Below are 24,359 nucleotides of genomic sequence, written 5' to 3'. Positions count from 1 at the left end.
AAATAGAAATGCCGCAGATATTAGTCGTTGAAGACGACTTAGATATTGCAGAACAAGTGCTGTTGTTCTTCAATGCATCTGGCTTTACCACTCACCACATCACTAATGGCAGTGCTGTGGTGTCGTGGGTTAAAGAAAATAATCCAGATGCGATAATTTTAGATGTAATGTTACCTAATTTAGATGGCGTGGAGTGCATGAAGCAGATCCGCGCTTTTTCTATGGTACCTATTATTATGGTAACTGCTAAAGTTGAAGAGGCTGATAGGCTAAAAGGGCTAGAACATGGTGCCGATGACTATGTTTGTAAACCTTTTAGCGGCGCAGAGCTGGTGATGCGTGTTAAAGCTATTCTAAGGCGTTGTGCGTCAGCACCTAGTACCGATGTAGTAGTGCAAGCGACTGATGCAATTTGCTTAATAGAAGATGCGCTTGAAGTTGAAATTAAAGGTGTCTCTTTAGGTTTAACAAAAGTGGAATTTGACGTATTTAAACTTTTGTACAAAGCCCCAAAGCGTGTTTTTTCTAGGCAGCAGATACTTGACCATATCCAACCAAACAACTTTGATATTACCGATCGGGTAATCGACAGCCATATTAAAAATATTCGCAAAAAGCTTAAGAGTTTAGATTTCTCTCCTAAGATAGTCGCTTCCGTTTATGGTGCTGGCTATCGCTATGATGAACGTCAAATCAATTGATTTGGCGTTCATCGCTTTCTAAATTACATACTGTTCGATCACCTTTTCGAATCGAATGGCTAAACACATACACTGATAATTCCCTTGTTTTGATATCTTGCCAAATGCGTTTGCTAGCCACAGGGCATAAAGCGTAATGTAAATATTGACTCAAAGCTTCACCTTCTAGAGCAATTTTGCTTGGCGTTTGCACATACACCTGAATTGCATCAGATGAGTAGTTAATTTTATTTAAGCGCCATTGCCCCAGTAAAAACTGTTTGGCAAAAAATTGCGAGATACGCTGTTTCGCAGCTGCAGATAACGGTGGATACTCTTTCGGTTTTTCATAACTCGCATAATAAAACCCAGCACTCAATAGCACACAAGCAAGCGCGGCGCAGATAGGAAGAGGTGATTTTTTGGCTTTTTTAACTTTGCTTTGGCGGTGTTTACGCTCAACAGATTTTGCCCATTGAGCATGCTTTAATGACTCTGACATGGTTCCATTCCATAGTAGTTTATTATGCTATTTAAGCAATAAAATATGGTGGAAAAATGGAGAAGCTTATTTATTGCTTAAAGGCAGTAAAATTCGGATACATAGTCCACCCGACTTACCGGGTAATGCACTGATACTGCCAGACATTAATTCGACAAAACTCTGGCAAATTGATAGCCCCAAACCTGAGCCTCCTGATGCGCGGCTTCGAGATTCTTCAACACGATATAAACGGTCAAAGAGTTTGCCTATATGGGCTTTACCTACACCCGGAGAAGTATCATCTACTTGAATAAACAGCTCTTGCTTGTTAGTTCTCACTTTGAGCCGAACATGACCTGGGCTGTCGGTATATAGGCAGGCATTAGTAAAAATATTATTAAGGATCTGATCGAGCTTTTGTTTATCTACCGTGATCTCAACATCATTAGCAATAATAATGTCTGAAAAAAATGTCAGGTGGTGGCTGCGAACATAATGACGCATGTCTTGCTCGTACTCAGCAAAGATATTTGCAGCATTTAAGCGTTGGAGATTTAGCGCGAGAGTCTTGTTTTCTGCTTGAGATAACTGATACACATCTGAAATTAGGTTGTTAAGTTGCGCTATTTTGCCATTAATCTTGCTATAGGCTAGATCGCGGTTTTCTTGAATATCGAGCTCAAGTGCTTCTATATGCAGTTTTAATACGCTTAAAGGGGTGCGTAATTCATGGGATATATCAGCAAGCATTTTGTCTTTTTCAAGCAGGTTATATTGATAAAGTTTTGCTTTAAATAGCGCTTTTCGATGCTTGAAGTAATAAAGCACGAGCGCAAGAGTCGTGAACAACAAAACAATACCCGCAGACAATAACCAAATCTGTTTTTCTAGTCGTTGGTTATTCATTTGTGCAGTAGTGAGCTTATTTTTTTGCACTTCATCATCAATACGTTGCTGTTGCTCGATTGCTGTTAATTGCTTTTTGTTTTTTTCAACGGCTTGATTTAAATGTTCTTCAAACAAAGATTCGCCCAGTTTATTTTCAAGCTTCAATTGCTCAGTTGCGAGTTTGTAGTCACCGATAAGTTCGGCATAAACTGCGGTGTAGCCATGCAGCTTTTTATTTAGTAACCGATTATCAATTCCTTCGATAAGTTCTTTTGAACGACTTAAATAGAGGTCAATCAATTGCGAGTTCTTAAGTGGCAGGTGGAGTTCAATTAAATTGAAATATGAATATATTTGACTCAATGCTGAGCCAGATTTAAGTGCTGCTCTGAGGCCTGAATCTGCACTACTTAAAGCCATATGTTTATTTTCGAGCTTTAAATATAGTTGCATTAGCGTATGCTTTGCTGTTGCCATACCTTCATAAGCATTTAAATCAGCTAAGCGTGAGTAGGCATTTTTTAATAAGGGCAAAGCTTGCTCATAGTCACCACGTTTATAAACTAACTTTGCCAACTGTAAGCTGGTATCTGCAATGTTTATTTGATTTTTTGTTTTAATATCAAACTCAAGTGCTTTTTTGTAGAAGTATTCAGACTGGGCAAGATCATCTAGGCGATGAGAAAGGTTTGCTAAATTATAAAAATTGGTGGCGATTAACTCATTATCTTTACTGCCAATTAAAAGCTTTTGTGCTTTTAATTGCTGAAACATAGACTGGTCTAGGTCATTCAACGTGTCATATAAGGTACCCAGATTACTATGGCTTTGTGCCTGTTTGTTTTTATCCTTTAACTCGTAAGCTAGTTTGAGTGCAGCCATATAATGCTGCTGAGCTTGGGTCGTTTTAACTTGACGTCTGTAATTGATACCAAGCTCTTTTTGGATTTGATAATGCTCTTCTTTGGACAACTCAGCAATATGCTGTAAAGGTAAAAGTAACTCTATTGCAGCCTCGTATTGCCCTTGTTTTCTTAATATGGGGGCTTTTATCAAATCAATCGTCGATTTTGCGACAGGCGTGTTATTGCTTTGTAGTTGTTCAATTAACAATAGTGCTTTTTTTAGGTTTCCTTTCTGCTCTAAGGCAAATATTTCTTCTATCTGCGGTATGTGATCTGTATTAGCCATACAAGGAAGAGAAAGAAGAGCAAGAATTAAAGTTACAGTTAGCTTCATTAAATATTTCGGTGACCAAGTTTGCCGTTATGCTACTGAGAAAATGTGTGGAAAATATGGAGCAGTAAGAATATTAAAACATTGAGAATATAGAAAATCAGAAGTTATTAGCCATTGTCAATACTAAAGTGTGTTTTACATAATTGGTGCTAATTGTTATGTCTGTTTTTATAATAAATCGAGACAAATCAGTAATTTCTGATTGTGTTTGAACTGTAGCGAAATAAAATTATTGCGTACAAAATTTAAACGTAATGGCCTGATGCTAAAGCAGTAATTTAATTATTTTTATTAATTATTTTAGTTAGTCGGCCTAATTTTTAGGTGTAATAATATGAAAAAATCGCTACTTTCAGTTCTTGCAGTCACAAGTGCTTTATCTACAAATGTAGTCGCTAATGAATGTACGGGTGAGTTGTATGGAATTAATTCTGGTCGCGGCCATCTAGGCATTGTTTTTTCTTTAAATGAGCAAGAGCAAACAGCCGCTATTCACTCAAAAGCAAAGTTTTCTTCTGCTGCTATGGCCTATGATAGTGCAAGGGATCGATTATATTATGTTTCAGCTCCTCGACCGCTAACTTACAAACTTGATCCTAGTGATTTGAACTTATCTGAAGATGAGTTAAAAGATCTGCCAATTAAGGGGGCTAAATACAAATATACTCAGCTTGCTTATGTTGATATGGCAACTGGTGAACACACAGTAGTTTCTCGATCTAATCCAATGACTCGACTGGCTTATGACGCTAATACTGACATGATGTATGGCTCTAAAGGAAGCAAGTTATATACTGTTGATCCTGTATCAGGAAAAACTACATTACTTGGTAACTTAACTGGCTATGGCGACAGCTCAGATATTTTACGCGGTGATATGGTTTTTAAAGATGGCCAACTATTTTTGATCAGTGCTACGAGTATTTTTTCCGTTAATTTGAACACATTGGAGTTAACGAAAAAATCAGAGCATGGCTTAATTGCTGTTACAGGTGCTGCGCTTGATCAAAATGGTGAGCTATTAATTTCTAGAGAAATTATAAACGATCAAGGTCACTATAATACTACCAAGTTATATAAAGCATCGATTGAGACTGGCAAAACGTGTGCAATGGGAACCTACCCGATGCGCATAAATGATTTGGCGCTAAATACAGCAAAACCAGTTGCTTGCTATGCTCAAGCTACATGTAGTGTAGAGCCAGACTCTTTTGTTGTTACAAGTATTGATATGCAAAGAAAAGCAACGTGGCAAAATTATACACTAAATGGTCACTTGATGGATAAACCACTTGCGAAGCTTTTAAGTACAGAAAACTTTGGTGAACAGGGAACTGTTTATAAAACAGTATCTGTAAATCATGATTTTGCAGCGGCAAATTCGATTACTGAAGCTGCGATAGATGCTTATGGCACCGATGTTTTCTTTATTGGTAGTTTCCACAAAAGCGACTTCACAGACAGCGAATTAAATGAAGCTTACAACTGGTCTAAAAAGCAGGGAAATGTTGTAATCATCGCAGCAGATTCTGATATGCCAGATGAAAAAGTATATGCTAAATGGGGCTATACAGTAACTCGCAATGGTTATGTTGATGGTCCAAATACACAAAACCCAGAAGGAGTGGGTAGTGCAGCTCAAGAGGCAATCTTTGCAGGACCATTTGGTGAAGTATCTCGCTTTTTCCAAGCTGGTGGCGCAAAAGGCTACTTCTCTGAAATGCCTTCAGGGACTCAAGTCTTAGCTGTAAATCAGGATGGCTTGCCTACAATTGTTTTAGATGCTGCAACAGGCGACATAATACTTGCTGATAGCGGTATGCTGACAACACAAAATAAAGAAGACAACTTTACTGATGGTACCGAGGTATCGAGCATGTCAGACCGTTTATTTATGAACTTAATCAATTATGCGAGTGAAATCGATTAATTGTAATTTTAGACGCTAATTGAAATCGCGAGGCTTATGGCCTCGCGATTTTGTTTGTGAGTTTTATACCAATTTCGTTCAAAATTCTAAGGAGGATAGTAATAAAGTTGAACAGGAAGTGAGTTATTTTTACATTGAAAGGAATTTAAAATGAAAAAGTTTTTATTATCTACAGTTAGCCTTTTAGGCTTAATACCTGCTGGCCTTAGTGCGTCTGAATGTACGGGTGAGTTATATGGAATCAACTCAGGGAGAGGGAGCTCGGGCTTCGTTTTTTCTTTAGATGAGCAAGCGCAAACGGCTAACATTCATTCTGCTGCAAAGTTCTCATCCGCAGCAATGGCTTTTGATAGCTATCGAAATAGACTCTATTATGTTTCAGCCCCAAGACCTTTAACTTATAAACTGGATACGAGTGTTCTCAACTTATCAGATGAAGAGTTAAATGATCTGCCTATAAAAGCCGACAAGTATCGATTTACACAACTCGCCTATGTTGATATGTCTACAGGCAAACACACTGTAGTGGCACGTACTAACCCTATGACCCGTCTTGCTTATGACCCTAACAAAGACGTTATTTATGGCTCTAAAGGGAGTAAGCTTTACCAGGTTGCTATTGATTCAGGTGAAACTCAGTTCTTAGGCAATATGAAGGGCTACGATAGTAGTTCAGATATTCTGCGTGGCGACATGGTTGTTAAAAATGGTGAGGTTTACCTCATTTCTGCCACAAGCATTTTTTTATTGGATCCGGAAACACTGGAGTTAACAAAAAAATCTGAACATGGTTTAACGACGGTAACAGGTGCTGCTCTAAATCAAAATGACGAATTGGTAATTTCCCGTGAAGTCATTAATGATCAAGGTAATTTTAATATTACTAAATTATATAAAGCATCAATTGAAACGGGTAAAACATGCACATTGGGGACATACCCAGTGCGAATAAACGATTTAGCACTAAATACTCTAAAGCCTGTTGCATGTTATGCGCAGCCTACTTGTAGTACAGGAGTAGAGTCGCTTGTAATTACGAGTATTGATAAGCAAAGAAAGGCACGATGGCAAAACTACACATTAAACGCTTACTTGTTTGATTTACCGATGGCTAAACTTGCAAGTCCAGAAAATTTTGGTGAAAGTGGGGTTGTAGCTAAATCAGTATCGGTTAATCATGATTTTGCGGCATCAGGCTCAATTACTCAGGAAGCGATTGAAAGCTATAACACTGATATCTTCTTTATGGGTAGTTTTTACAACAGTGATTTTACTGAAACAGAAATTGCAGAGCTATATAATTGGTCAGAGAAGAAAGGAAATGTTGTCATCATAGCATCAGATTCCGATATGACTGACGAGAAGGTGTATTCAAAGTGGGGTTATACAGTAACCAGAGAAGGCTACATAGATGGACCAAATACCCAAAACCCAGAAGGTTTAAACTCTCAAATACAACAAGCTATATTTGCAGGTCCTTTTGGAGAGGTTACACGCTTTTATCAGGCCGGTGGTTCAAAGGGGTACTTCTCAGTAATGCCAGAAGAAAGCCAAGTGTTAGCTGTCAATCCAGATGGCTTACCGACAGTGGTTTTTGACTTGAAATCGGGTGATATATTACTCGCAGATAATGCAATTATTAACTCTCAAAATAAAGTTGGTAATTATACCAATGGTACCGGAGTTAGTAGTATGACAGACCGTTTATTTATGAATTTGATATATTTAGCTAGCGAAATCGAATAACGCTAATCAGCAAATAAGAACTAAAATCGCGAAACGTGCTGTTTCGCGATTTTTTTTGCAGCCAAAGTAATTTCATTACCAGCAACTAGTAAGTGAATTTTTTATCCTGTTAGTGTGTTGTTTAACCAATAAATAATTAATGCCAACAAGCAATGAATGAATACCTGCAAACACAACTAACCATGATGAAAGCTCAGCTGTTAGATGATTAACCATTATCAGGCTAGCTAACATGATGACCAATGAATAATTTAATACTGTTTGTAATAATTGCTTAAATCTTAAGTGCTTCCAGCGACTCCATAGAACCAGCAACAATGTAGTTGAGGGCAAGACAAACAAAATACATTTAAATAAAGCAACGAATAACTGCGTATCGTTATAGGGTGGTTCAACCACTGCGCCAAACGAATGCCCTGAGTTAAGCGTTATTAAGGCAAGACCCAAAGCTGTAAGTATATTTTTATTTTTCATTTATAAACTCTATACCATCAAATTCATCAACAATCTAAGTTTCATAGCTAAAAATGGGTTATGCGTGTGCGCTTATAAGCTCTTTGGCATTTGCTCTAGCCATTTTACTGATATTGTCACCGGCAAGTAGTCGGGCAATTTCATCAATACGGCCTTCTTTAGATAGCTTATTCATTTGAGTGTAGGTTTCGCCGTTTGCAATTTCTTTAGCTACAAAAAATTGCTGATGTCCAGAGCTTGCAACCTGCGGCAAGTGAGTTACACAAATAACTTGAGTTGATTTACCTAATTGGCGTAAAAGCTTGCCAACTGCAGAAGCGGTTGGTCCAGAAATACCCACATCTACTTCATCGAAAATAAGAGTCGGCGTTGTAACACGCTGAGCAATAATGACCTGAATAGCTAAACTAATTCGCGATAACTCACCACCAGAAGCCACTTTAGACAGTGCTTGTAACGGTTGACCTGGGTTGGTAGATACTAAAAACGACACCGTATCAAAACCCATTGCACTTGGCGCTTTATCGCTAGTTTGTTGAATATCAATCGCAAACCTGCCGTTTTCCATTGATAAGTTAGCCATGCTATCACTAATTAATTGATTAAGCGTATCTGCGTATTTATGGCGGCTTTCACTTAACAGTTTTGCTGCTTGTTTATATTGCTCAAGGGCATTGTTAATTTCGCTTTCGAGTGCAACAAGGCGGTCGCTGTTATAACTAATTGATGCTAACTCTTCTGCGATTGACTGATGAAATTCTACCAGCTCTTCTGGTTTTATATGATGTTTACGGGCAAGGTCCATAGCACCTGTTAAACGCGTTTCAACTTCGTCTAACCGGGCAGGGTCTAAATCAGTTACATCAACATAGCTGCGTATCTCGCGGCTAGCTTCTTCAACTTGAACGGCAGCTTCACTCAGTAATGATGCTATGCTAGATAAGCTTTCATCGTAGCTTGCCAGCTCTGTAAATTGTTGGGCGCTATGTTGCAGTAATGAACACGCACTTTGCTCATCACTTTCGTATAAGTGTTGTAGCTCACGTTGGCATGACTCTAAAATAGTCTGGCTATGGCTTAGTTTATGATGCTCAGCTTCAATCTCTTCGAACTCACCCGGTTGCAGGGCAAATTCATCAAGTTCAGCTACTTGATACTCTAGTAATTGCTTTTGAGCTGCTTGTTGCTGCTGTTGTTGTTCAAGTTGATTAAATTCTTTAATTAATGCTTGGTAGGCTTTAAAGCGCTCTTTAACATCAGCTAATAGCTGGTTGTGGCCGGCATAGGCATCAAGCAGGTGCAACTGATGTTCAGCTTTTAATAAATGCTGATGGGCATGTTGCCCGTGAATAGAAATTAAGTACTGACCTATCTCTTTTAATTGTGCAGCGGTAACTGAGCTGCCATTAATGTAGCTCTTGCTGCGGCCATTTTTACAAATAACACGGCGTAGTAAACATTCGCCTTCACTGTTTGAGAGTAAATGTTGCTCTAAAAAGTGCTGGGCAAGAGGGAGTTGGCTAATATCAAATTGTGCACAAATTTCTGCACGATCCGTACCTGGGCGAACAGCACCTGCATCTGCACGCTCGCCTAAACATAATGACAGGGCATCAATTGCAATTGATTTACCCGCACCCGTTTCACCTGTAATAGCTGTCATACCATTGTGCCACTCAGTACTTAAATTACTTACAATGGCAAAGTTTTTAATTTCTAACCCGATTAACATACTGTTTATCCATCCAGTCAATTAACTGTTAATTTATACAGTGTTTTCGGGTTTTGCAAATTAAATTTTTAAGCTTTGCTTAATTCTGGCAGTTGATTTTCTTGGACTGATTCATTTGCAGCTTGCGTACTCTGGGCTAGCGGCTGATCGTCTTGTAAATCGGTGGGGGGCTGATATTTAATTACTTCAATCAGCGATGGTAAGGCTTCTTGATAAAACGCTTTATTGTACTCGATGCCGTTGTAAGGCAATTCAGCCATAAAATACTGTAACCTGTCAGCGAGCTGATCAATTTCCTCAGGGCTTTGCGCTTTACTGGCTTCCATTATGATTGTGTTGATAAGCAAATCGCTAATGAATTCGAGGTAAGTGAGATTTTCTTCTTTGTGCGCTTGCACTACAAAGTAATTGCTGGTGATCATATTTAGGCGCGAAATATTCTTAGGGCGGATAATTTTGCCTTCGCTAAAATCAATTAATTTATTTTTAAAGTCATTATTGATTTCTTTGACTCGTTGATTAAAACGTTTTTTTTCAGCTTCAATAGCTTTACGACGATTGCTCTCAACCACCCAGTAACAACCTAGTAAGGTGATAAGTAATAATAGAGCAAGAAAAACGATATAACTCATTTCGCCTTAGAATCCTTTAAAAAATACAGCTTTTAGTCTTATTATTTTGCGCTAATCAATACGCCTTGGCAATTAGCTTGAGATAAAAAAGCCACTTAAAATAAGCGGCTTCCCCAATTTAATTTTTTTCTTAATACATTGTAGTAAGAGTATTCCTTTGGGTGAATCAAACGTAGACGCTTGTCTGCTTTTTTAATCACTACTTCGTCACCAGGTAATACAGCTAAAACTACGTGACTATCACAGCTGACTTGTAGGCTGTCGGTATTTTCGAGGCTAAGCTTTAAACGTACTTCGTTGTCAGCGTCAACCACAAGAGGACGGCTTGATAATGTGTGCGGGAACATAGGAACTAATGAAATCGCATTCAGCTCAGGGGTTAAAATAGGCCCGCCGCCAGATAATGAATAGGCTGTTGAGCCAGTTGGTGTTGAAACGATTAATCCATCAGAGCGTTGAGAGAATACAAAGTCGTTATTAATAAAGGCCTCAAACTCGATCATATGCGCAACTTTATCAGCATGAAGTACCGCTTCATTCACTGCCAAGTTTGCACTTTTGAGTTCGGCATGGCGATATACTTCAACTTCAAGCAAGAAGCGTTTTTCCTCAAGGAACTGGCCACTTAACACTTGTTCTAGGCTCGCTTCAAAACCTTCTGGGTTTAAGTCAGTTAAAAAGCCTAAGTTGCCACGGTTTACGCCAATCACAGCGACATCAAAACGCGCTAATACTCGAGCTGCGCCAAGCATATTGCCATCACCACCGACGACTATGGCTAAGTCTGCTCGTTCACCTAAATCTACCAATTTAACTAGGTTTTCTTGAGGAAGGTCTTTAAGTTGACGGCCAGTGCGCTGTTCTACTAGCACTTCGAAACCCAAGGCTCGCAAAAATGTGTGCAGGCGAGCAAGTGTGGCAGCTGCCCCGCTGTGATTAGGTTTGCCAATTAAACCTATGGTTTTAAACGGTGAATCCATGTTATTTGCACTTAAACTTTCATATCGATAGATTACATTAAAAATTAATGCTTTGAAAATAACTTGAAATAAACTTGCTGCGCCCAAATATCCACTGGCAAGAAGCAAGATGTATGAATTATGAAATTAAATCCGCGCGATCAACAAATTTTTTCAGCTGTGATGAGCCTTTACTGTAACGGGGAAGGTCAGCCTGTAGCCTCTACCCGAATTGCCAAACAAAAAGGCATGGCAGTATGTTCAGCTACAGTGCGTAATGCTATGGCACGGCTAGAAAAAGTGGGCTTACTCTATTCGCCGCATACTTCTGCTGGCCGCGTACCAACCAATGCCGGTTTTGATTATTGGCTTGATGAGTTTTTTGCTCTACCTGAAATCGCACCATATTGGCAGCCTGAGCAAGCACAATTAGTCGAGCTTGCCCATGGTTTGAGTCAGCGTTATAAAGTGTGTTGTTGTGTGGGCTTACCTCAAGTCAGCTCACAGTTGGTCTTTCGAGTAGAGGTACTTGATTTTGATGGTAGCAATTGGCTAATTCTACTAATAGATAGAGCTGGGCAAAGCCATAACATTTGCATTACCAAACCTGAAGATTCATCTGATGCCGTTCGTTACCAGTTTGCTACCTGGCTTAATACCGTGTTTAGTCAGCAAACCTTAATGGAAGGCTTATATCGTATGCAGGCAATGGCAGGCACGGCACCAAATAATTGCCATGACTCACTAACACAATGGACTCGGCAATTAAGCCAAAAGCTTGGTTCAGACAACAGTATTGTGGTCGGTGAAAACTACCTTTACCGCCAAGTTGATTGTCAAACCAGTTTAAATATAGGTGTATCGTTTTTAAATTTTGTTGAAGATAAACTTGCATTTAAAAATGGTGTATCGGTATTAAACACAGAACAATTGCCATTTACAGATTGTAATGAGTTGATGGTGATCAGCGTTCCTTATTTTAATAACCATGAATACCAGAGCCGATTTTGCGTAATTTGTCCAAAATCAGCGCAAATAGAAGCAATCATCCAAGAATTTAAGTTAATCGGCTCATCAGCCTCTTGAATCTTTTAATTCAATCCCCATAATTACCGCAGTTGTAAAGAATTGGAGCATGTAAGCTATGTCTGAGCAGACAAAATCACCAGAGCAAGAAGTTGAACTAAACGAAGAATTTGAACAAATGCAAGCTGAAGTAGAAGCTGCAGAAAAAGCAGCTGAACAAGTTGACGGCGAAGAAATGAGCCCTGAAGCTGAAATCGCTTTACTACACAGCGAATTAGAAGCGGCTAAACAAACTATTAACGATCAAAAAGACAGTGTTGTTCGTGCTGCTGCAGATGTTGAGAACATGCGTCGTCGTGCCGCTCAAGATGTAGAAAAAGCGCATAAGTTTGCACTTGAAAAGTTTGCTAACGAATTATTACCAGTTATCGATAACCTAGAGCGCGCAATTGAGTTTTCTGATAAAGAAAATGAGCAGCTTAAACCTGTGCTTGAAGGTATCGAAATGACTGTTAAGAGCTTTAATGATGCGGTATCAAAATTCGGTGTTGAAATTGTTAACCCACAGGGTGAGCAATTTAACCCTGAATTCCATCAAGCAATGTCAATTCAACCAAGCAATGATGTAGCACCTAATACTGTTCTTGCAGTAATGCAAAAAGGTTATACATTAAATGGCCGTTTATTACGCCCTGCAATGGTTATGGTATCAAAAGAAGCTGAATAAGCTTTAAAGAAAAATAAAAAAATGCCTGTTAATTACAGGCATTTTTTTTGTCCAATTTTCGATGCCAAAGCTGCACGAGTAAGATAAGTATCAGTGCGCTGAACATCATAGCAGAAAATGGAATGGCGCTTTGTGGGTGAACAAAGGCAAGGATAGGCCCAACTAAAGCGCCACTGCCGAATCTCAGGGTACCAATAACAGCTGTTGCAGTGCCTGATTTTTCCTCAAATTGCATCAGTATTAATGAGTCTGCATTACTCGCGACAATACCCAAGCTCATCATCAATGGTGCGATGGTGGCAACGATAAAATACAGTGATAGATGCATCACACTGAATAACAACAATGCCCCACCAGACACAAAGCCAATACCTAGCCCAATAAATAACAGTTTACGAGAACCCAAGCGCGGCACTAAACGTGTATTCATAAAGTTACCGAACATTAAAGCCAACACGTTAAAGGCGAATAACACACCGAACAATTGCTCATCTACTTTGAAGAAATCGAGGTATACATAAGGTACCGATGTTAAAAAGCAAAAGAATGCGAATGAGGCAAACATTGAGCTGGCAATATCGGCAAGGGCACTGCGGCGTGAAAATACCGTTTTATAGCTATTAAAGAACAATGCCAAGCCACGTTGCTGACTCTTAAAGATTGGAATATCGATTAAATGAATTTGCACCAAGGCTAAAATAGCGAAACTGTAGGCCGCCAATGCAATAAAAATAACCTGCCATGTCGAAATACCCATGATCAATGAGCCTAGAGTAGGAGCAATTAACGGGGCAACCATCATGATCATCGAGACATAAGACATGCCTTTGGCTGTGTTCTCTCGGTAAATATGACGAATAATACCCGGCACTACAACGGTTGCAGCAGCGCCAGTGAATGCTTGGACCGCTCTTAAAGACCAAAATAATTCGATGTTAGTACAAAATGCCAGTGCTAATGAGCTAATACCAAATAGCGCTAAACCCACCTTAGCGAGTAATCGTCTACCAAGCTCATCGGCAATCGGGCCAAAAAAAAGCATGCCAAGAGCATAACCTGCTAAATAAATGCTGAGTGATATTTGCACATTTGGCATGGTTGTTTGCAAGTCGTTGGCAATCACCAACATCGCTGGTAAATATAGATCAATTGCCAAAGGCGTAATCGCGACAATACTTGCCAGTAAAGGTAATAAAATGCGTTTATTTAAAGTCTCAGGGGAAGGCATTGTTTACTCATTCATCAAATAGTAGGTCACTATTGTAGCAGTGTGAGTTACTGTGGTGAACTTAGTTTGCCTGCTAAGTAAAAGAATTAACTAAATGGTAACAACTGAGTGGGTGATTGTTCATTTTCATATAAAATTAAGCAATGCTTTGCTATATTAGCCTCAATTACACAAAGTATTTGAAGGACTAGTATGAAAAAGTTAATCATGGCAGTGTTAGCCACCGCTGTTTTAGCTGGCTGTAAAACCTCTCCTACGGGACGTACCCAAATCGCACTTTATTCAGATCAACAAATGAGCCAAATGGGTCAAGCAAGCTTTGCTGAAATGAAAAAAACACAGCCTGTTAATACTGATCCAGGTGTTAATACTTATGTAAAGTGTATTGCCGATGATGTTATTGCGGTTTTACCTAAAGAGTATGCCAAGCAGTCTTGGGAAGTTGTTGTATTTGAAGAAGATTCAGCAAATGCATTTGCATTACCGGGGGGGTATATTGGTGTTCATACAGGTTTATTAAAAGTCGCTGTAAACCAAGACCAATTGGCTACAGTACTAGGTCACGAAGTTGCACATGTTATTGCTGAGCACTCTAATGAGCGTGTATCACAAAACGCACTGTTACAAACAGGACTACAAGTTGGTGGTGCAGCACTTGATATGGGTAATGTTCAATATCGTGGCGAAATTATGCAAGCCTTAGGCTTAGGCGCACAGTATGGTGTTGTTTTACCATTCAGCCGCTCACATGAATCAGAAGCGGATATTGTTGGCTTAGATTTAATGGCAAAAGCAGGGTTTAACCCAGAGCAATCAGTGTCGCTTTGGCAAAATATGAGTGCAGCTGGCAGTAGCGGTACACCTGAGTTTATGTCGACTCACCCAGCACCGGGCAACCGCATCAAAGAGCTTCAAAAGCATATGTCGGAAGCATTAAAAGCCCAACAAGCGGCGCGAGCAAAGGGTAAAACCCCGCAGTGTAAACTGTAAAGAATATCTATAGAAATTAAAAAAGCCTGTACTCAGTGATGACTACAGGCTTTAATTTTTTCAGCTTATTAGAACGTCCACTCAACGTGAAGTTGTGGTACTGACTCAGTTGTGTCTGTACCTAGCTTGTTGTGCCAGTATTGCCACTCAAGGCCTAGCAGTAAGGTGTTTTCTTTCATGCTCATTGCGTGACCTAAATCCCACGTAATGATTGGCTGCGCTAAAATCCACGCTTTAACATCTTCGCCAAATTCATTTTCACGCTCTGCAATGTATTCAACATGGCCTGTTACGTTGAACTTTTGTGAGCCAATAGTGAATGGGTAGCCCCAAGCAACATCAATCATCCAGCTGTTTGTTTCAGTTGGAGCACCACCGCGTGCTACGCCTTCACTGTCATCGATGTAAGCGGTAAATAAAGTAGATAAAAAGCTAAAGCCCGGTGCTTGCCAGCTTAGTTTTACACCCGGTAAATACTTAAGAACTTTCGAATCGCCTGCGGCATTAAAACCTGCCGTTAAACCTACATCAGTAATTGCGCCGTATGAGAAATCACTGCCAGAGATTTTTGATAAGCTGAATGTTGAATACCATTCGCCGTAAAAGTCTTTATCTTGATAACCATCTTGACGGTCGTCATTGCTGTAATCAATAAAAAAGAAGTTGTCGCCATAGTCATAACCAGACGCATGCTGTAGTGATACAACCGTGGTGTTTGACTTAGTCAATGAAAACGGGTTTTTGTGTTCACCGTTATTAACGTGTAATTGCGTAGAGCTCCAATTAGCGGCATAGCTCGAAGTACTTACTGCACAAAGCGCAGCAACAGAAAGGATCTTTTTCAAGTTCATATCTCAATATTGATGGTGTAATGGGGGATATAAAGTGAGGATTATAGCAGATACGCCCATATTTGGGCGTATCGAGAGAAAAAATTATTTAACTTATGCTTTATTCCGGCGTAAGCAAATTACTGCAACGGCAGTAAAGGCAAGAATAAAGCAGTAGTAAGATGAGGTAGAAACTTCCCACGGACTAATTTTGAAGGTTGCGCCCAGTAGAAGTGCTTGTGCGCCATACGGCAACGAGCCTTGCGTAACACAAGCAAAAATATCAAGTAAGCTTGCTGAACGCTTGCCTGTAATTTCACCATCATCCGCTAATTTTTTAGCAATCGGGCCTGAAACTATAATAGACACGGTATTATTAGCGATACATAAGTTACTGGTCATAACCAGTGCTGCAATCCCTAATTGATCCGCAACTTTACGGTGCCATTTTGCAATGATTTTTGTAATTGCTTGAATTTTGTTAGCAATATAATCAAGGCCCCCATTAATACGGATAAACTCTGAAAGGCCACCAATAAACATCGATAGCAAGAAGATTTCCTGCATATCAGTAAAGCCTTTATAAATATCTTTAACAAAGCTTGCACCTTCATAGCTGCCAGTAAAGCCCATGAGTGCGGCAAAGATAATACCACTAAACAGCACCACGAATACGTTAAAGCCCATTACCGCGAGCACTAAGATAAAGGCATAAGGTAACACTAATAAAATATCGAAGTCTTGTGTCTCTACAGCTTCTGCTGCAGGGGTTAAGAAGAATAATAAGCCGATAGTTAATGCCGCAGCAGGTAAGGCGATTTTTAAGTTCTCACGGAATTTATCTTTCATTTCACAGCCTTGCGTGCGGGTTGCAGCAATAGTTGTGTCAGAGATGATTGATAAGTTATCGCCAAACATGGCACCCGATACAATCGTGCCTGCCATCAGAGATGGATCAATGCCTGTTTTTTGGGCAACGGCATAAGCAATTGGGCCAATCGCACCGATAGTACCCATTGAAGTGCCCATCGCAGTCGACACAACCGCAGCAATTAAAAATAATCCAGGTAGTAACAGAGCTGGCGGAATAAGTGATAAACCGGCATTAACAACGGCATCAACACCACCGGTTGCACCAGCAACTGCAGAAAATGCACCGGCAAGCAGATAAATCAAACACATAGTGATGATGTTGCTATGGCCAGCGCCTTTAATAAAGGTTTCAACACTGTGGTTGATGGTATTTTTATTTAAGATAAATGCCAACATGATGGCTGGCAAAATTGCCACAGGAGCAGGCAATTGATAGAAGGCGTAATCGACACCTTGAGACTGTAAGTATAAGCCTGCGCCTAAAAATAAGCCGACAAACACCAAAAGCGGCAGCAAAGAAAGTTTTGCTTTTGTTTTATTAAATGATGGCTGCATCATATTCCTCGTTAGATAACCAATAACACAGCCAAACACTTCTTTTAGCTGTATTTAGTCGCTGTCTTAAACAATGAAAGACAACAACAGCGCCCGCAAGCCAAAGACCAAATCGGCGCAAAGAAAGAAGTTTAAATGTATAGATGGCTAAATGCAAAGACTATCTGTTATTATTGTTGTTCTATTAATAAATCTAAAATTAGCTCTGTATTTTTTATAAGCTAACCTGACTATTACATGAGTTTTCGATAAAATCCAGCCAGCTAAGAAGAATAGATAAGGTAACTATATGAACCGCATAGGTGTATTTGGCGCAAACGGCCGCATGGGACTTGCACTTTTAGAAGCTGTCTCAAAAAAAGATGACGCAACATTAACGGGCGCGTACGTACGCGAAAACTCACCACTTTTAGATAGTGCGGTTAATCAATTAAACAGCGCTGCATCAGCAGATGTATCATTTAGTAAAGAAACAGACGTAAAAGATGCAGATGTATTGATAGATTTCACCTTACCTCAAGGCATGCGCAACCACCTGAAAACTGCGGTCGAAAAAAATATCGCCATGGTAATTGGTACTACGGGCCTTAACCAAGATGATCTTGATGCCCTTAATGAAGCCGCGAAACACATTCCGATTGTTTTTGCCCGCAACTATAGCGTAGGCGTGAATTTACTGCTTAACTTAGTGCAGACTGCGGCTGTGAAGTTTGGCGATGATATGGATATCGAAATATTTGAAGCTCATCATCGTCATAAAATCGATGCGCCATCAGGAACTGCATTGGCAATTGGTGAAGCAATTGCTGAGGCAAAAGGCTGGCAGCATGATGAAGTCGCGCGTTTTGATAGAAGCAATGACGAACACGCAAAATCGCAAAATGAAATCGGTTATTCAGTCATGAGAGGCGGAGATATAGTAGGTGAACACACCGCATATTTCGCAACTTCTGGCGAAAGGCTAGAATTAACTCATAAAGCAAGTTCAAGAATGACCTTCGCATTAGGTGCTGTAAGAGCTGCGGGCTGGTTGAAAAATAAACCAGCTGGACTTTATGACATGCAAGATGTGCTTGACTTGAAGTAGTTTAGTTTCTTTTTTGGCAGTTTCAGTGAATTTTTAGTTAATAACGCTTATTTTTACTGTTTTATTAATTAAGATTAGATCTGAAAGCTAAATTACTGTAGAATAGCGCCAATTTGCCAAAAATTCATAAATGCGTGTTTCCAATCGCTTTAAACGGGCAGTAGAGCAAATGACTTTACTCCCGTTTTTTACTGTTAGGAGGTTAACTTGACTAAATCCGCTCTGTTAGTCCTAGAAGACGGCACAGTGTTTCGCGGTACTGCAATCGGCGCTGACGGCATGTCAGTCGGTGAAGTAGTATTCAATACGTCTATGACTGGTTATCAAGAAATTTTGACTGACCCTTCATACGCGGAACAAATCGTAACTTTGACGTACCCACATATCGGTAATACGGGTACTAACAGCGAAGACGAAGAAGCGGGTCAAATCTGGGCTAAAGGCCTAGTGATCCGTGATTTGCCACTGCTAGCAAGTAATTTCCGTAACGAGCAATCGTTAAGTGATTACTTAAAAGAACGCAATATCTTAGGTATTGCCGACATCGACACTCGTAAATTAACACGTATCTTACGTGATAAAGGCGCTCAAAATGGTTGTATCATTGCAGGCGACGAGTTAGATGAGAATAAAGCGCTTGAAGCTGCGCAAGCCTTCCCAGGCTTAAAAGGCATGGATTTAGCAAAAGTTGTCTCAACCAAGGAAAATTTTGAGTGGCGCGAATCAAGCTGGACGTTAGGTTCAGGCTTTGAAACGCTAGAAGCAGCAGACGAGAAGTTCCACGTTGTTGCTTATGACTTCGGTGTTAAACGTAATATCTTACGTATGTTAGTTGACCGCGGTTGTAAATTAACCGTTGTTCCTGCACAAACATCTGCAGAAGACGTACTGGCATTAAACCCAGACGGTATCTTCTTATCAAATGGCCCAGGCGACCCTGAGCCGTGTACTTACGCGATTGAAGCAATTAAAACTTTCCTAGAAACAGACACGCCAATCTTTGGTATCTGTTTAGGTCACCAATTACTTGCACTTGCTTCAGGTGCACAAACGGTGAAAATGAAGTTTGGTCACCACGGTGGTAACCACCCAGTTAAAGACCTTGACCGCAATGTTGTAATGATCACAGCGCAAAACCACGGTTTCGCAGCTGATGAAGCAACATTACCAGCGAATTTACGTGCAACTCACGTTTCTTTATTCGATGGCACGCTACAAGGTATTCACCGCACAGACAAGCCAGCGTTTAGCTTCCAAGGTCACCCTGAAGCAAGCCCAGGTCCACATGATGCGGCGCCATTATTTGACCACTTCATCGACTTGATGCAAGCACGTTCTAACTAATTTAACCGGAGTAACAATGCCAAAACGTACCGACATAAAAAGCATTCTTATCTTAGGCGCGGGCCCGATCGTAATCGGTCAAGCTTGTGAATTTGACTACTCTGGTGCACAAGCGTGTAAAGCACTACGAGAAGAAGGCTTTCGAGTAATTCTTGTAAACTCGAACCCTGCAACTATCATGACTGACCCTGAAATGGCGGATGCGACGTACATCGAACCAATTCATTGGGAAGTGGTAGAGAAAATCATTGAAAAAGAAAAGCCAGATGCGGTACTACCTACTATGGGTGGTCAAACAGCATTAAACTGTGCGCTTGATTTAGATAAGCACGGCGTACTGGCAAAACACGGTGTTGAGCTAATCGGTGCAACTGCTGATGCAATCGATAAAGCTGAAAACCGTGAGCGTTTTGACGTAGCAATGAAGAACATTGGCCTTGAGTGTCCACGTGCAGAAATTGCTCACTCAATGGAAGAAGCACACGATGTACTTAGCCGCATCGGTTTCCCATGTATCATTCGTCCATCATTCACTATGGGTGGTACCGGTGGTGGTGTTGCATACAACCAAGAAGAATTTGATGAAATTTGTGAGCGTGGTTTAGATTTATCACCAACAAATGAACTTCTAATCGACGAATCGTTAATCGGTTGGAAAGAGTACGAAATGGAAGTTGTTCGTGACAAAAACGACAACTGTATCATCGTATGTTCTATCGAAAACTTTGACCCTATGGGTGTTCACACTGGTGACTCAATCACGGTTGCACCAGCGCAAACACTAACTGATAAAGAATACCAAATCATGCGTAATGCATCGATGGCGGTACTTCGTGAAATCGGTGTTGAAACAGGTGGTTCAAACGTACAGTTTGGTGTGAATCCAGTTGATGGCCGTATGGTTATCATCGAGATGAACCCACGTGTATCGCGTTCTTCAGCACTAGCATCAAAAGCAACCGGTTTCCCAATTGCGAAAATCGCTGCAAAACTAGCAGTAGGTTACACCCTTGATGAGCTTCAAAACGACATCACTGGCGGTAAAACACCAGCGTCTTTCGAGCCGTCAATCGACTACGTTGTTACTAAGATCCCACGTTTTAACTTCGAAAAATTCGCAGGTTCAAACGACCGTCTTACAACACAGATGAAGTCTGTGGGTGAAGTGATGGCGATTGGTCGTAACCAACAAGAATCACTGCATAAAGCATTACGTGGTCTTGAAGTTGGCGCAACGGGCTTTAACCCAATTGTTGCCCTTGATGATCCGAAAGCAAAAGAAAAAATCATCCGTGAATTACGTGAGCCAGGTGCTGAGCGTATTTGGTACGTTGCTGATGCAATGCGTCACGGTATGAGTGTAGAAGACGTATTCGAATTAACTAAGATTGACCCTTGGTACCTAGTACAAATCGAAGACATCTTAAAAGACGAAGCAACAATCAGCGAAGTAGGTATGGCTGGTTTAAATGCTGAGTTTTTACGCAAGCTTAAGCGTAAAGGTTTTGCTGATGCGCGTATCGCTGAAATTGCCGGTGTTTCTGAAGCAGAAATTCGTAAGAAGCGTCACCAGTTAGATATCGTGCCTGTATATAAGCGCGTTGATACCTGTGCTGCAGAGTTCAGCTCAGACACAGCTTACATGTACTCATCTTATGATGAAGAATGTGAAGCGAATCCATCTGACAAAGATAAAATCATGGTAATCGGTGGTGGTCCTAACCGTATCGGTCAAGGTATCGAATTCGATTACTGTTGTGTTCACGCGGCATTAGCTTTACGTGAAGACGGCTATGAAACAATCATGGTTAACTGTAACCCTGAAACTGTTTCGACTGACTACGATACATCTGATCGCTTATTCTTCGAGCCAATCACGCTTGAAGATGTATTAGAAATCGTACGTGTTGAAAAGCCAAAAGGTGTTATCGTTCAGTACGGTGGTCAAACACCACTGAAACTTGCTCGTGAACTTGAAGCGAATGGCGTGCCAGTTATTGGTACTTCACCAGATGCAATCGACCGTGCAGAAGACCGTGAGCGTTTCCAACAACTTGTTGAGCGTCTAAACCTTCTTCAACCAGAGAATGCAACGGTTACTTCATTAGAAGAAGCGATTGTTAAGTCTGCTGAAATTGGCTTCCCACTGGTTGTACGTCCTTCGTACGTACTAGGTGGTCGCGCGATGGAAGTGGTTTATGATGAAGACGATTTACGTCGTTACATGACTGAAGCAGTATCAGCGTCAAATGAAGCGCCAGTACTACTTGACCACTTCTTAGATAACGCAATCGAAGTTGACGTTGACGCTATCTGTGACGGTGAGCAAGTAATCATCGGTGGTATCATGGAGCACATTGAGCAAGCAGGTGTTCACTCAGGTGACTCAGCGTGTTCATTACCGGCTCACTCACTAACTGCTGAAGTACAAGACGTAATGCGTAAGCAAGTGACAGATATGGCACTAGAGCTTGGCGTAGTAGGTCTAATGAATACACAGTTTGCTGTGAAAGACGGTAAAGTTTACTTAATCGAAGTAAACCCACGTGCTGCGCGTACAGTACCGTTCGTTTCAAAAGCGACAGGTATCGCACTTGCTAAAGTAGCGGCACGTTGTATGGCGGGTCAGTCGCTAGCAAGCCAAGGTATTACAAAAGAAGTAATCCCTCCTTACTACAGCGTAAAAGAAGTGGTACTGCCATTTGCTAAGTTCCAAGGTGTTGACCCAATTCGTGGCCCAGAAATGCGCTCAACGGGTGAAGTTATGGGTGTTGGTGAAACTTTCGCCGAAGCATTCGCAAAAGCACAATTAGGTGCAAGCAACACTTTACCACGCGGTGGTCGCGCGTTACTATCGGTACGCAACAGTGACAAACCACGTATCGTTGAACTAGCTAAAACCATGACTGATCTTGGTTTTGAGCTAGATGCAACAGGTGGCACTGCAAAAGCACTTGAAGAAGCTGGTATTGCAGTTCGTCGCGTGAACAAAGTATACGAAGGTCGTCCTCATATTCTTGATAGAATTAAAAATGGTGAATACAGCTACATTGTAAACACTACTGAAGGCCGCCAAGCGATTGAAGATTCGAAGGTGTTACGTCGTGGTGCGTTACAGCATAAGACTAACTACACAACGACTCTGAACGCGGCATTTGCTAACTGTACTGCAAACCAAGCAGATGACCGTAGCAAGGTGACGTCAGTTCAGGAACTACACCAGCGAATGAACTAAGGAAATGTGCCAAGGGCGAGGCAATCGCCCTTGGGATTAAGTGAGAATAATATGCAATCAATTCCGATGACAGTTCGTGGTGCAGCATTACTGCGCGAAGAACTTAACGAATTAAAAACAGTTACCCGTCCAAAAATCGTTGCTGATATCGCTGAAGCACGTGAGCACGGTGATTTGAAAGAAAACGCTGAATACCACGCTGCTCGTGAGCAACAAGGTTTCTGCGAAGGCCGTATTCAAGAAATTGAAGCGAAGCTTTCAAATGTGCAAATCATTGATGTAACTAAAATGCCTAACACAGGTAAAGTTATTTTTGGCACAACGGTCACTATCGTTAATGTTGAAACCGATGCTGAAGTAAAATACCAAATCGTAGGCGATGACGAAGCAGATATCAAAAACAACCTGATCTCTGTTAACTCACCAATCGCGCGTGGTTTAATTGGTAAAGAGGTAGATGATGCCGTTATCATTAAAACGCCAAACGGTGAAGTAGAGTACGAAATCATTGAAGTTGAGTATATTTAGTAGCTTAACCAAGCATTGAGAAAAACCGCAGTTCACACTGCGGTTTTTTTATGCCTGTTTACAGGCGTGGATTTATTCGGTACGTTGGCTACAAACTGTTGCAATGAAGGAGTAATAATGGCGAAAATTCAGTATCCTAAACCACTTGTTCAAAGTGATAAAATAGCCATATGTGCTTTTTCATCAGGTGTTGATAAAGCCTTTCATGAGCGCTTAGACATAGTACTTAATGGCTTAACAGCCAAAGGTTTTATTGTTATTGAAGGTGCCTGCTTACGTCAGTCACACAATAGTGCAAAGCAACGTGCTGATGAGCTTATGCAGTATTTAACTGATGATTCAATCGCAGCCATCATGCCGCCATGGGGGGGCGATCTCACCATGGAAATTTTACCGCTTCTCGATTTTAATGCGATAAGTAAAGCAAAACCTAAATGGTTGGTTGGCTTTTCAGATATCAGCACGTTTGCATGTGCATTAACCACTCGTTGTGGCTGGGCAACCTTGCACGCTGCGAATTTAATGCAAATTCACCCTGACGATCCCGATGTTTATTTAGCAAATATATTCAGTGCCATGTCACTTGAAGAAAAACAGCAATTGCATCAAGTTGCTTCGCCTTTTTATCAGCAAAAGCAAATTGATTATAAAGCTAAGCCTGAGGCTCAATTTGACTATACTGCTCCTAGCCAATGGCGCTGTATTAACTATAAAGATAAACGCCAAATTGAAGTGTCTGGTCGCTTAATTGGCGGCTGTTTAGATACCTTAGGTCTGTTGTTACCCTCTAATTACTATGCATTGCATGAGTTTAAAAAACAGTATGCACCAGAGGGGTTAATTTTATACCTAGAAAATGCAGAGCTCGGTCCAATGGCCCTTGCACGTTGTTTGTTATCGTTAAAGTTGAATGATGTTTTTACTGATGTAAATGCGGTGGTATTCGGCCGCAGCCCTGCAATTAATAACGACTGCTACTTTGATGAATACCAAGCAATAGAGCTCGCATTTAAAGGCAATTTGTTCCCAGTTATTGTTGATGCCGACATTGGCCACGTAGCCCCTAATTTAGCATTAATTAATGGTGCTGTTGCCACAATAACTGCAGATTTGTGTGAAGGTATGGCGAGTAATGTGGTTGTGAAGACAATATGTAATTAAAGGAAGCTCTG

Annotated in this window: 20 protein-coding genes; 11 read left to right on the top strand and 9 right to left on the bottom strand. The window is 40.7% G+C overall.

What is annotated here, in order from left to right; all coding sequences use genetic code 11:
• The first annotated feature begins 8 nt into the window (after positions 1-8).
• A complete protein-coding gene (locus BIZ38_RS01010) occupies positions 9-701 on the top strand; it encodes a response regulator (protein WP_187489313.1) in 693 nt (230 codons plus the stop codon).
• Here BIZ38_RS01010 and BIZ38_RS01005 read toward each other — a convergent pair.
• Positions 694-1,182, bottom strand: a complete 489-nt coding sequence (locus tag BIZ38_RS01005; RefSeq protein WP_054551523.1) for a hypothetical protein — start codon at positions 1,180-1,182, stop codon at positions 694-696. The two genes, BIZ38_RS01010 and BIZ38_RS01005, sit on opposite strands and share 8 nt — an antisense overlap.
• Positions 1,183-1,248: 66 nt before the next feature.
• The gene (locus BIZ38_RS01000; protein WP_187489312.1) at positions 1,249-3,291 is read right to left on the bottom strand and encodes an ATP-binding protein; all 2,043 of its coding nucleotides are present in this window, start codon (positions 3,289-3,291) and stop codon (positions 1,249-1,251) included.
• A gap of 334 nt (positions 3,292-3,625) precedes the next feature.
• Between BIZ38_RS01000 and BIZ38_RS00995 the strand changes: the two genes are divergently transcribed.
• Together BIZ38_RS00995 and BIZ38_RS00990 are read left to right on the top strand one after the other, a co-directional pair.
• The gene (locus tag BIZ38_RS00995; RefSeq protein ID WP_138615983.1) at positions 3,626-5,221 is read left to right on the top strand and encodes a hypothetical protein; all 1,596 of its coding nucleotides are present in this window, start codon (positions 3,626-3,628) and stop codon (positions 5,219-5,221) included.
• 150 nt (positions 5,222-5,371) lie between these two features.
• A complete protein-coding gene (locus tag BIZ38_RS00990) occupies positions 5,372-6,967 on the top strand; it encodes a hypothetical protein (protein WP_138615981.1) in 1,596 nt (531 codons plus the stop codon).
• Between the two features lie 75 nt (positions 6,968-7,042).
• Here the strand turns inward: BIZ38_RS00990 and BIZ38_RS00985 are convergent, their stop codons facing one another.
• The 4 genes from BIZ38_RS00985 to nadK all read right to left on the bottom strand — a co-directional run bounded on the left by BIZ38_RS00985 (position 7,043) and on the right by nadK (position 10,785).
• Complete coding sequence (locus BIZ38_RS00985; protein WP_187489311.1) at positions 7,043-7,441, bottom strand: hypothetical protein; 399 nt, start codon at positions 7,439-7,441, stop codon at positions 7,043-7,045.
• 58 nt (positions 7,442-7,499) lie between these two features.
• On the bottom strand, positions 7,500-9,173 hold the full coding sequence (gene recN / locus BIZ38_RS00980; RefSeq protein WP_054551518.1) for a DNA repair protein RecN: 1,674 nt from the start codon (positions 9,171-9,173) through the stop codon (positions 7,500-7,502).
• A gap of 68 nt (positions 9,174-9,241) precedes the next feature.
• Positions 9,242-9,805: a hypothetical protein gene (locus BIZ38_RS00975; RefSeq protein WP_187489310.1), complete on the bottom strand. Its 564-nt coding sequence runs from the start codon at positions 9,803-9,805 to the stop codon at positions 9,242-9,244.
• 95 nt (positions 9,806-9,900) lie between these two features.
• Positions 9,901-10,785, bottom strand: coding sequence for an NAD(+) kinase (gene nadK, locus BIZ38_RS00970; RefSeq protein ID WP_187489309.1), 885 nt, complete (start codon positions 10,783-10,785; stop codon positions 9,901-9,903).
• Between the two features lie 120 nt (positions 10,786-10,905).
• Between nadK and BIZ38_RS00965 the strand changes: the two genes are divergently transcribed.
• Together BIZ38_RS00965 and grpE are read left to right on the top strand one after the other, a co-directional pair.
• Positions 10,906-11,850 (top strand): HrcA family transcriptional regulator, encoded by a 945-nt coding sequence (locus BIZ38_RS00965; protein WP_054551516.1) that lies wholly within the window; start codon positions 10,906-10,908, stop codon positions 11,848-11,850.
• Between the two features lie 58 nt (positions 11,851-11,908).
• Positions 11,909-12,517 (top strand): nucleotide exchange factor GrpE, encoded by a 609-nt coding sequence (gene grpE / locus BIZ38_RS00960; RefSeq protein ID WP_054551515.1) that lies wholly within the window; start codon positions 11,909-11,911, stop codon positions 12,515-12,517.
• A 28-nt stretch (positions 12,518-12,545) separates the two neighbouring features.
• On the opposite strand, the gene BIZ38_RS00955 is transcribed toward grpE, so the two are convergent.
• Positions 12,546-13,745 (bottom strand): Bcr/CflA family efflux MFS transporter, encoded by a 1,200-nt coding sequence (locus BIZ38_RS00955; RefSeq protein ID WP_187489308.1) that lies wholly within the window; start codon positions 13,743-13,745, stop codon positions 12,546-12,548.
• 192 nt (positions 13,746-13,937) lie between these two features.
• Here BIZ38_RS00955 and BIZ38_RS00950 point away from each other — a divergent pair, with 192 nt between their 5' ends.
• Complete coding sequence (locus tag BIZ38_RS00950) at positions 13,938-14,735, top strand: M48 family metallopeptidase (protein WP_187489307.1); 798 nt, start codon at positions 13,938-13,940, stop codon at positions 14,733-14,735.
• A gap of 68 nt (positions 14,736-14,803) precedes the next feature.
• Here BIZ38_RS00950 and BIZ38_RS00945 read toward each other — a convergent pair whose 3' ends face one another.
• Together BIZ38_RS00945 and BIZ38_RS00940 are read right to left on the bottom strand one after the other, a co-directional pair.
• Positions 14,804-15,586, bottom strand: a complete 783-nt coding sequence (locus BIZ38_RS00945; RefSeq protein WP_054551512.1) for an outer membrane protein OmpK — start codon at positions 15,584-15,586, stop codon at positions 14,804-14,806.
• Positions 15,587-15,679: 93 nt separating this feature from the next.
• Positions 15,680-16,993, bottom strand: a complete 1,314-nt coding sequence (locus BIZ38_RS00940; protein ID WP_187489346.1) for a Na+/H+ antiporter NhaC family protein — start codon at positions 16,991-16,993, stop codon at positions 15,680-15,682.
• A 289-nt stretch (positions 16,994-17,282) separates the two neighbouring features.
• Between BIZ38_RS00940 and dapB the strand changes: the two genes are divergently transcribed.
• From dapB to BIZ38_RS00915, 5 genes are all read left to right on the top strand, one after another.
• Complete coding sequence (gene dapB / locus BIZ38_RS00935; RefSeq protein WP_138615973.1) at positions 17,283-18,080, top strand: 4-hydroxy-tetrahydrodipicolinate reductase; 798 nt, start codon at positions 17,283-17,285, stop codon at positions 18,078-18,080.
• 207 nt (positions 18,081-18,287) lie between these two features.
• Positions 18,288-19,424, top strand: coding sequence for a glutamine-hydrolyzing carbamoyl-phosphate synthase small subunit (carA, locus tag BIZ38_RS00930; RefSeq protein WP_187489306.1), 1,137 nt, complete (start codon positions 18,288-18,290; stop codon positions 19,422-19,424).
• Between the two features lie 16 nt (positions 19,425-19,440).
• Entirely contained in the window at positions 19,441-22,659 is a 3,219-nt protein-coding gene (gene carB, locus BIZ38_RS00925; RefSeq protein ID WP_138600477.1) for a carbamoyl-phosphate synthase large subunit, read from the top strand.
• Between the two features lie 51 nt (positions 22,660-22,710).
• Entirely contained in the window at positions 22,711-23,187 is a 477-nt protein-coding gene (gene greA, locus BIZ38_RS00920; protein ID WP_054551507.1) for a transcription elongation factor GreA, read from the top strand.
• Positions 23,188-23,304: 117 nt separating this feature from the next.
• Positions 23,305-24,348: a S66 peptidase family protein gene (locus tag BIZ38_RS00915; protein WP_187489305.1), complete on the top strand. Its 1,044-nt coding sequence runs from the start codon at positions 23,305-23,307 to the stop codon at positions 24,346-24,348.
• Positions 24,349-24,359 lie beyond the last annotated feature (11 nt).

This window comes from Pseudoalteromonas sp. BZK2, assembly GCF_014349195.1.
Taxonomy (GTDB): Bacteria; Pseudomonadota; Gammaproteobacteria; order Enterobacterales; family Alteromonadaceae; genus Pseudoalteromonas; species Pseudoalteromonas simplex.
Note: the sequence above shows the minus strand (reverse complement) of the source record. Positions and strands in the feature narration are given on the sequence as shown.

Bases quoted from the DNA above. Each gene is read 5' to 3' on its own strand.
- BIZ38_RS01010 (WP_187489313.1), top strand. From the start codon at position 9: ATGCCGCAGATATTAGTCGTTGAAGACGACTTAGATATTGCAGAACAA.
- BIZ38_RS01005 (WP_054551523.1), bottom strand. From the start codon at position 1,182: ATGTCAGAGTCATTAAAGCATGCTCAATGGGCAAAATCTGTTGAGCGT.
- BIZ38_RS01000 (WP_187489312.1), bottom strand. From the start codon at position 3,291: ATGAAGCTAACTGTAACTTTAATTCTTGCTCTTCTTTCTCTTCCTTGT.
- BIZ38_RS00995 (WP_138615983.1), top strand. From the start codon at position 3,626: ATGAAAAAATCGCTACTTTCAGTTCTTGCAGTCACAAGTGCTTTATCT.
- BIZ38_RS00990 (WP_138615981.1), top strand. From the start codon at position 5,372: ATGAAAAAGTTTTTATTATCTACAGTTAGCCTTTTAGGCTTAATACCT.
- BIZ38_RS00985 (WP_187489311.1), bottom strand. From the start codon at position 7,441: ATGAAAAATAAAAATATACTTACAGCTTTGGGTCTTGCCTTAATAACG.
- recN (WP_054551518.1), bottom strand. From the start codon at position 9,173: ATGTTAATCGGGTTAGAAATTAAAAACTTTGCCATTGTAAGTAATTTA.
- BIZ38_RS00975 (WP_187489310.1), bottom strand. From the start codon at position 9,805: ATGAGTTATATCGTTTTTCTTGCTCTATTATTACTTATCACCTTACTA.
- nadK (WP_187489309.1), bottom strand. From the start codon at position 10,785: ATGGATTCACCGTTTAAAACCATAGGTTTAATTGGCAAACCTAATCAC.
- BIZ38_RS00965 (WP_054551516.1), top strand. From the start codon at position 10,906: ATGAAATTAAATCCGCGCGATCAACAAATTTTTTCAGCTGTGATGAGC.
- grpE (WP_054551515.1), top strand. From the start codon at position 11,909: ATGTCTGAGCAGACAAAATCACCAGAGCAAGAAGTTGAACTAAACGAA.
- BIZ38_RS00955 (WP_187489308.1), bottom strand. From the start codon at position 13,745: ATGCCTTCCCCTGAGACTTTAAATAAACGCATTTTATTACCTTTACTG.
- BIZ38_RS00950 (WP_187489307.1), top strand. From the start codon at position 13,938: ATGAAAAAGTTAATCATGGCAGTGTTAGCCACCGCTGTTTTAGCTGGC.
- BIZ38_RS00945 (WP_054551512.1), bottom strand. From the start codon at position 15,586: ATGAACTTGAAAAAGATCCTTTCTGTTGCTGCGCTTTGTGCAGTAAGT.
- BIZ38_RS00940 (WP_187489346.1), bottom strand. From the start codon at position 16,993: ATGCAGCCATCATTTAATAAAACAAAAGCAAAACTTTCTTTGCTGCCG.
- dapB (WP_138615973.1), top strand. From the start codon at position 17,283: ATGAACCGCATAGGTGTATTTGGCGCAAACGGCCGCATGGGACTTGCA.
- carB (WP_138600477.1), top strand. From the start codon at position 19,441: ATGCCAAAACGTACCGACATAAAAAGCATTCTTATCTTAGGCGCGGGC.
- greA (WP_054551507.1), top strand. From the start codon at position 22,711: ATGCAATCAATTCCGATGACAGTTCGTGGTGCAGCATTACTGCGCGAA.
- BIZ38_RS00915 (WP_187489305.1), top strand. From the start codon at position 23,305: ATGGCGAAAATTCAGTATCCTAAACCACTTGTTCAAAGTGATAAAATA.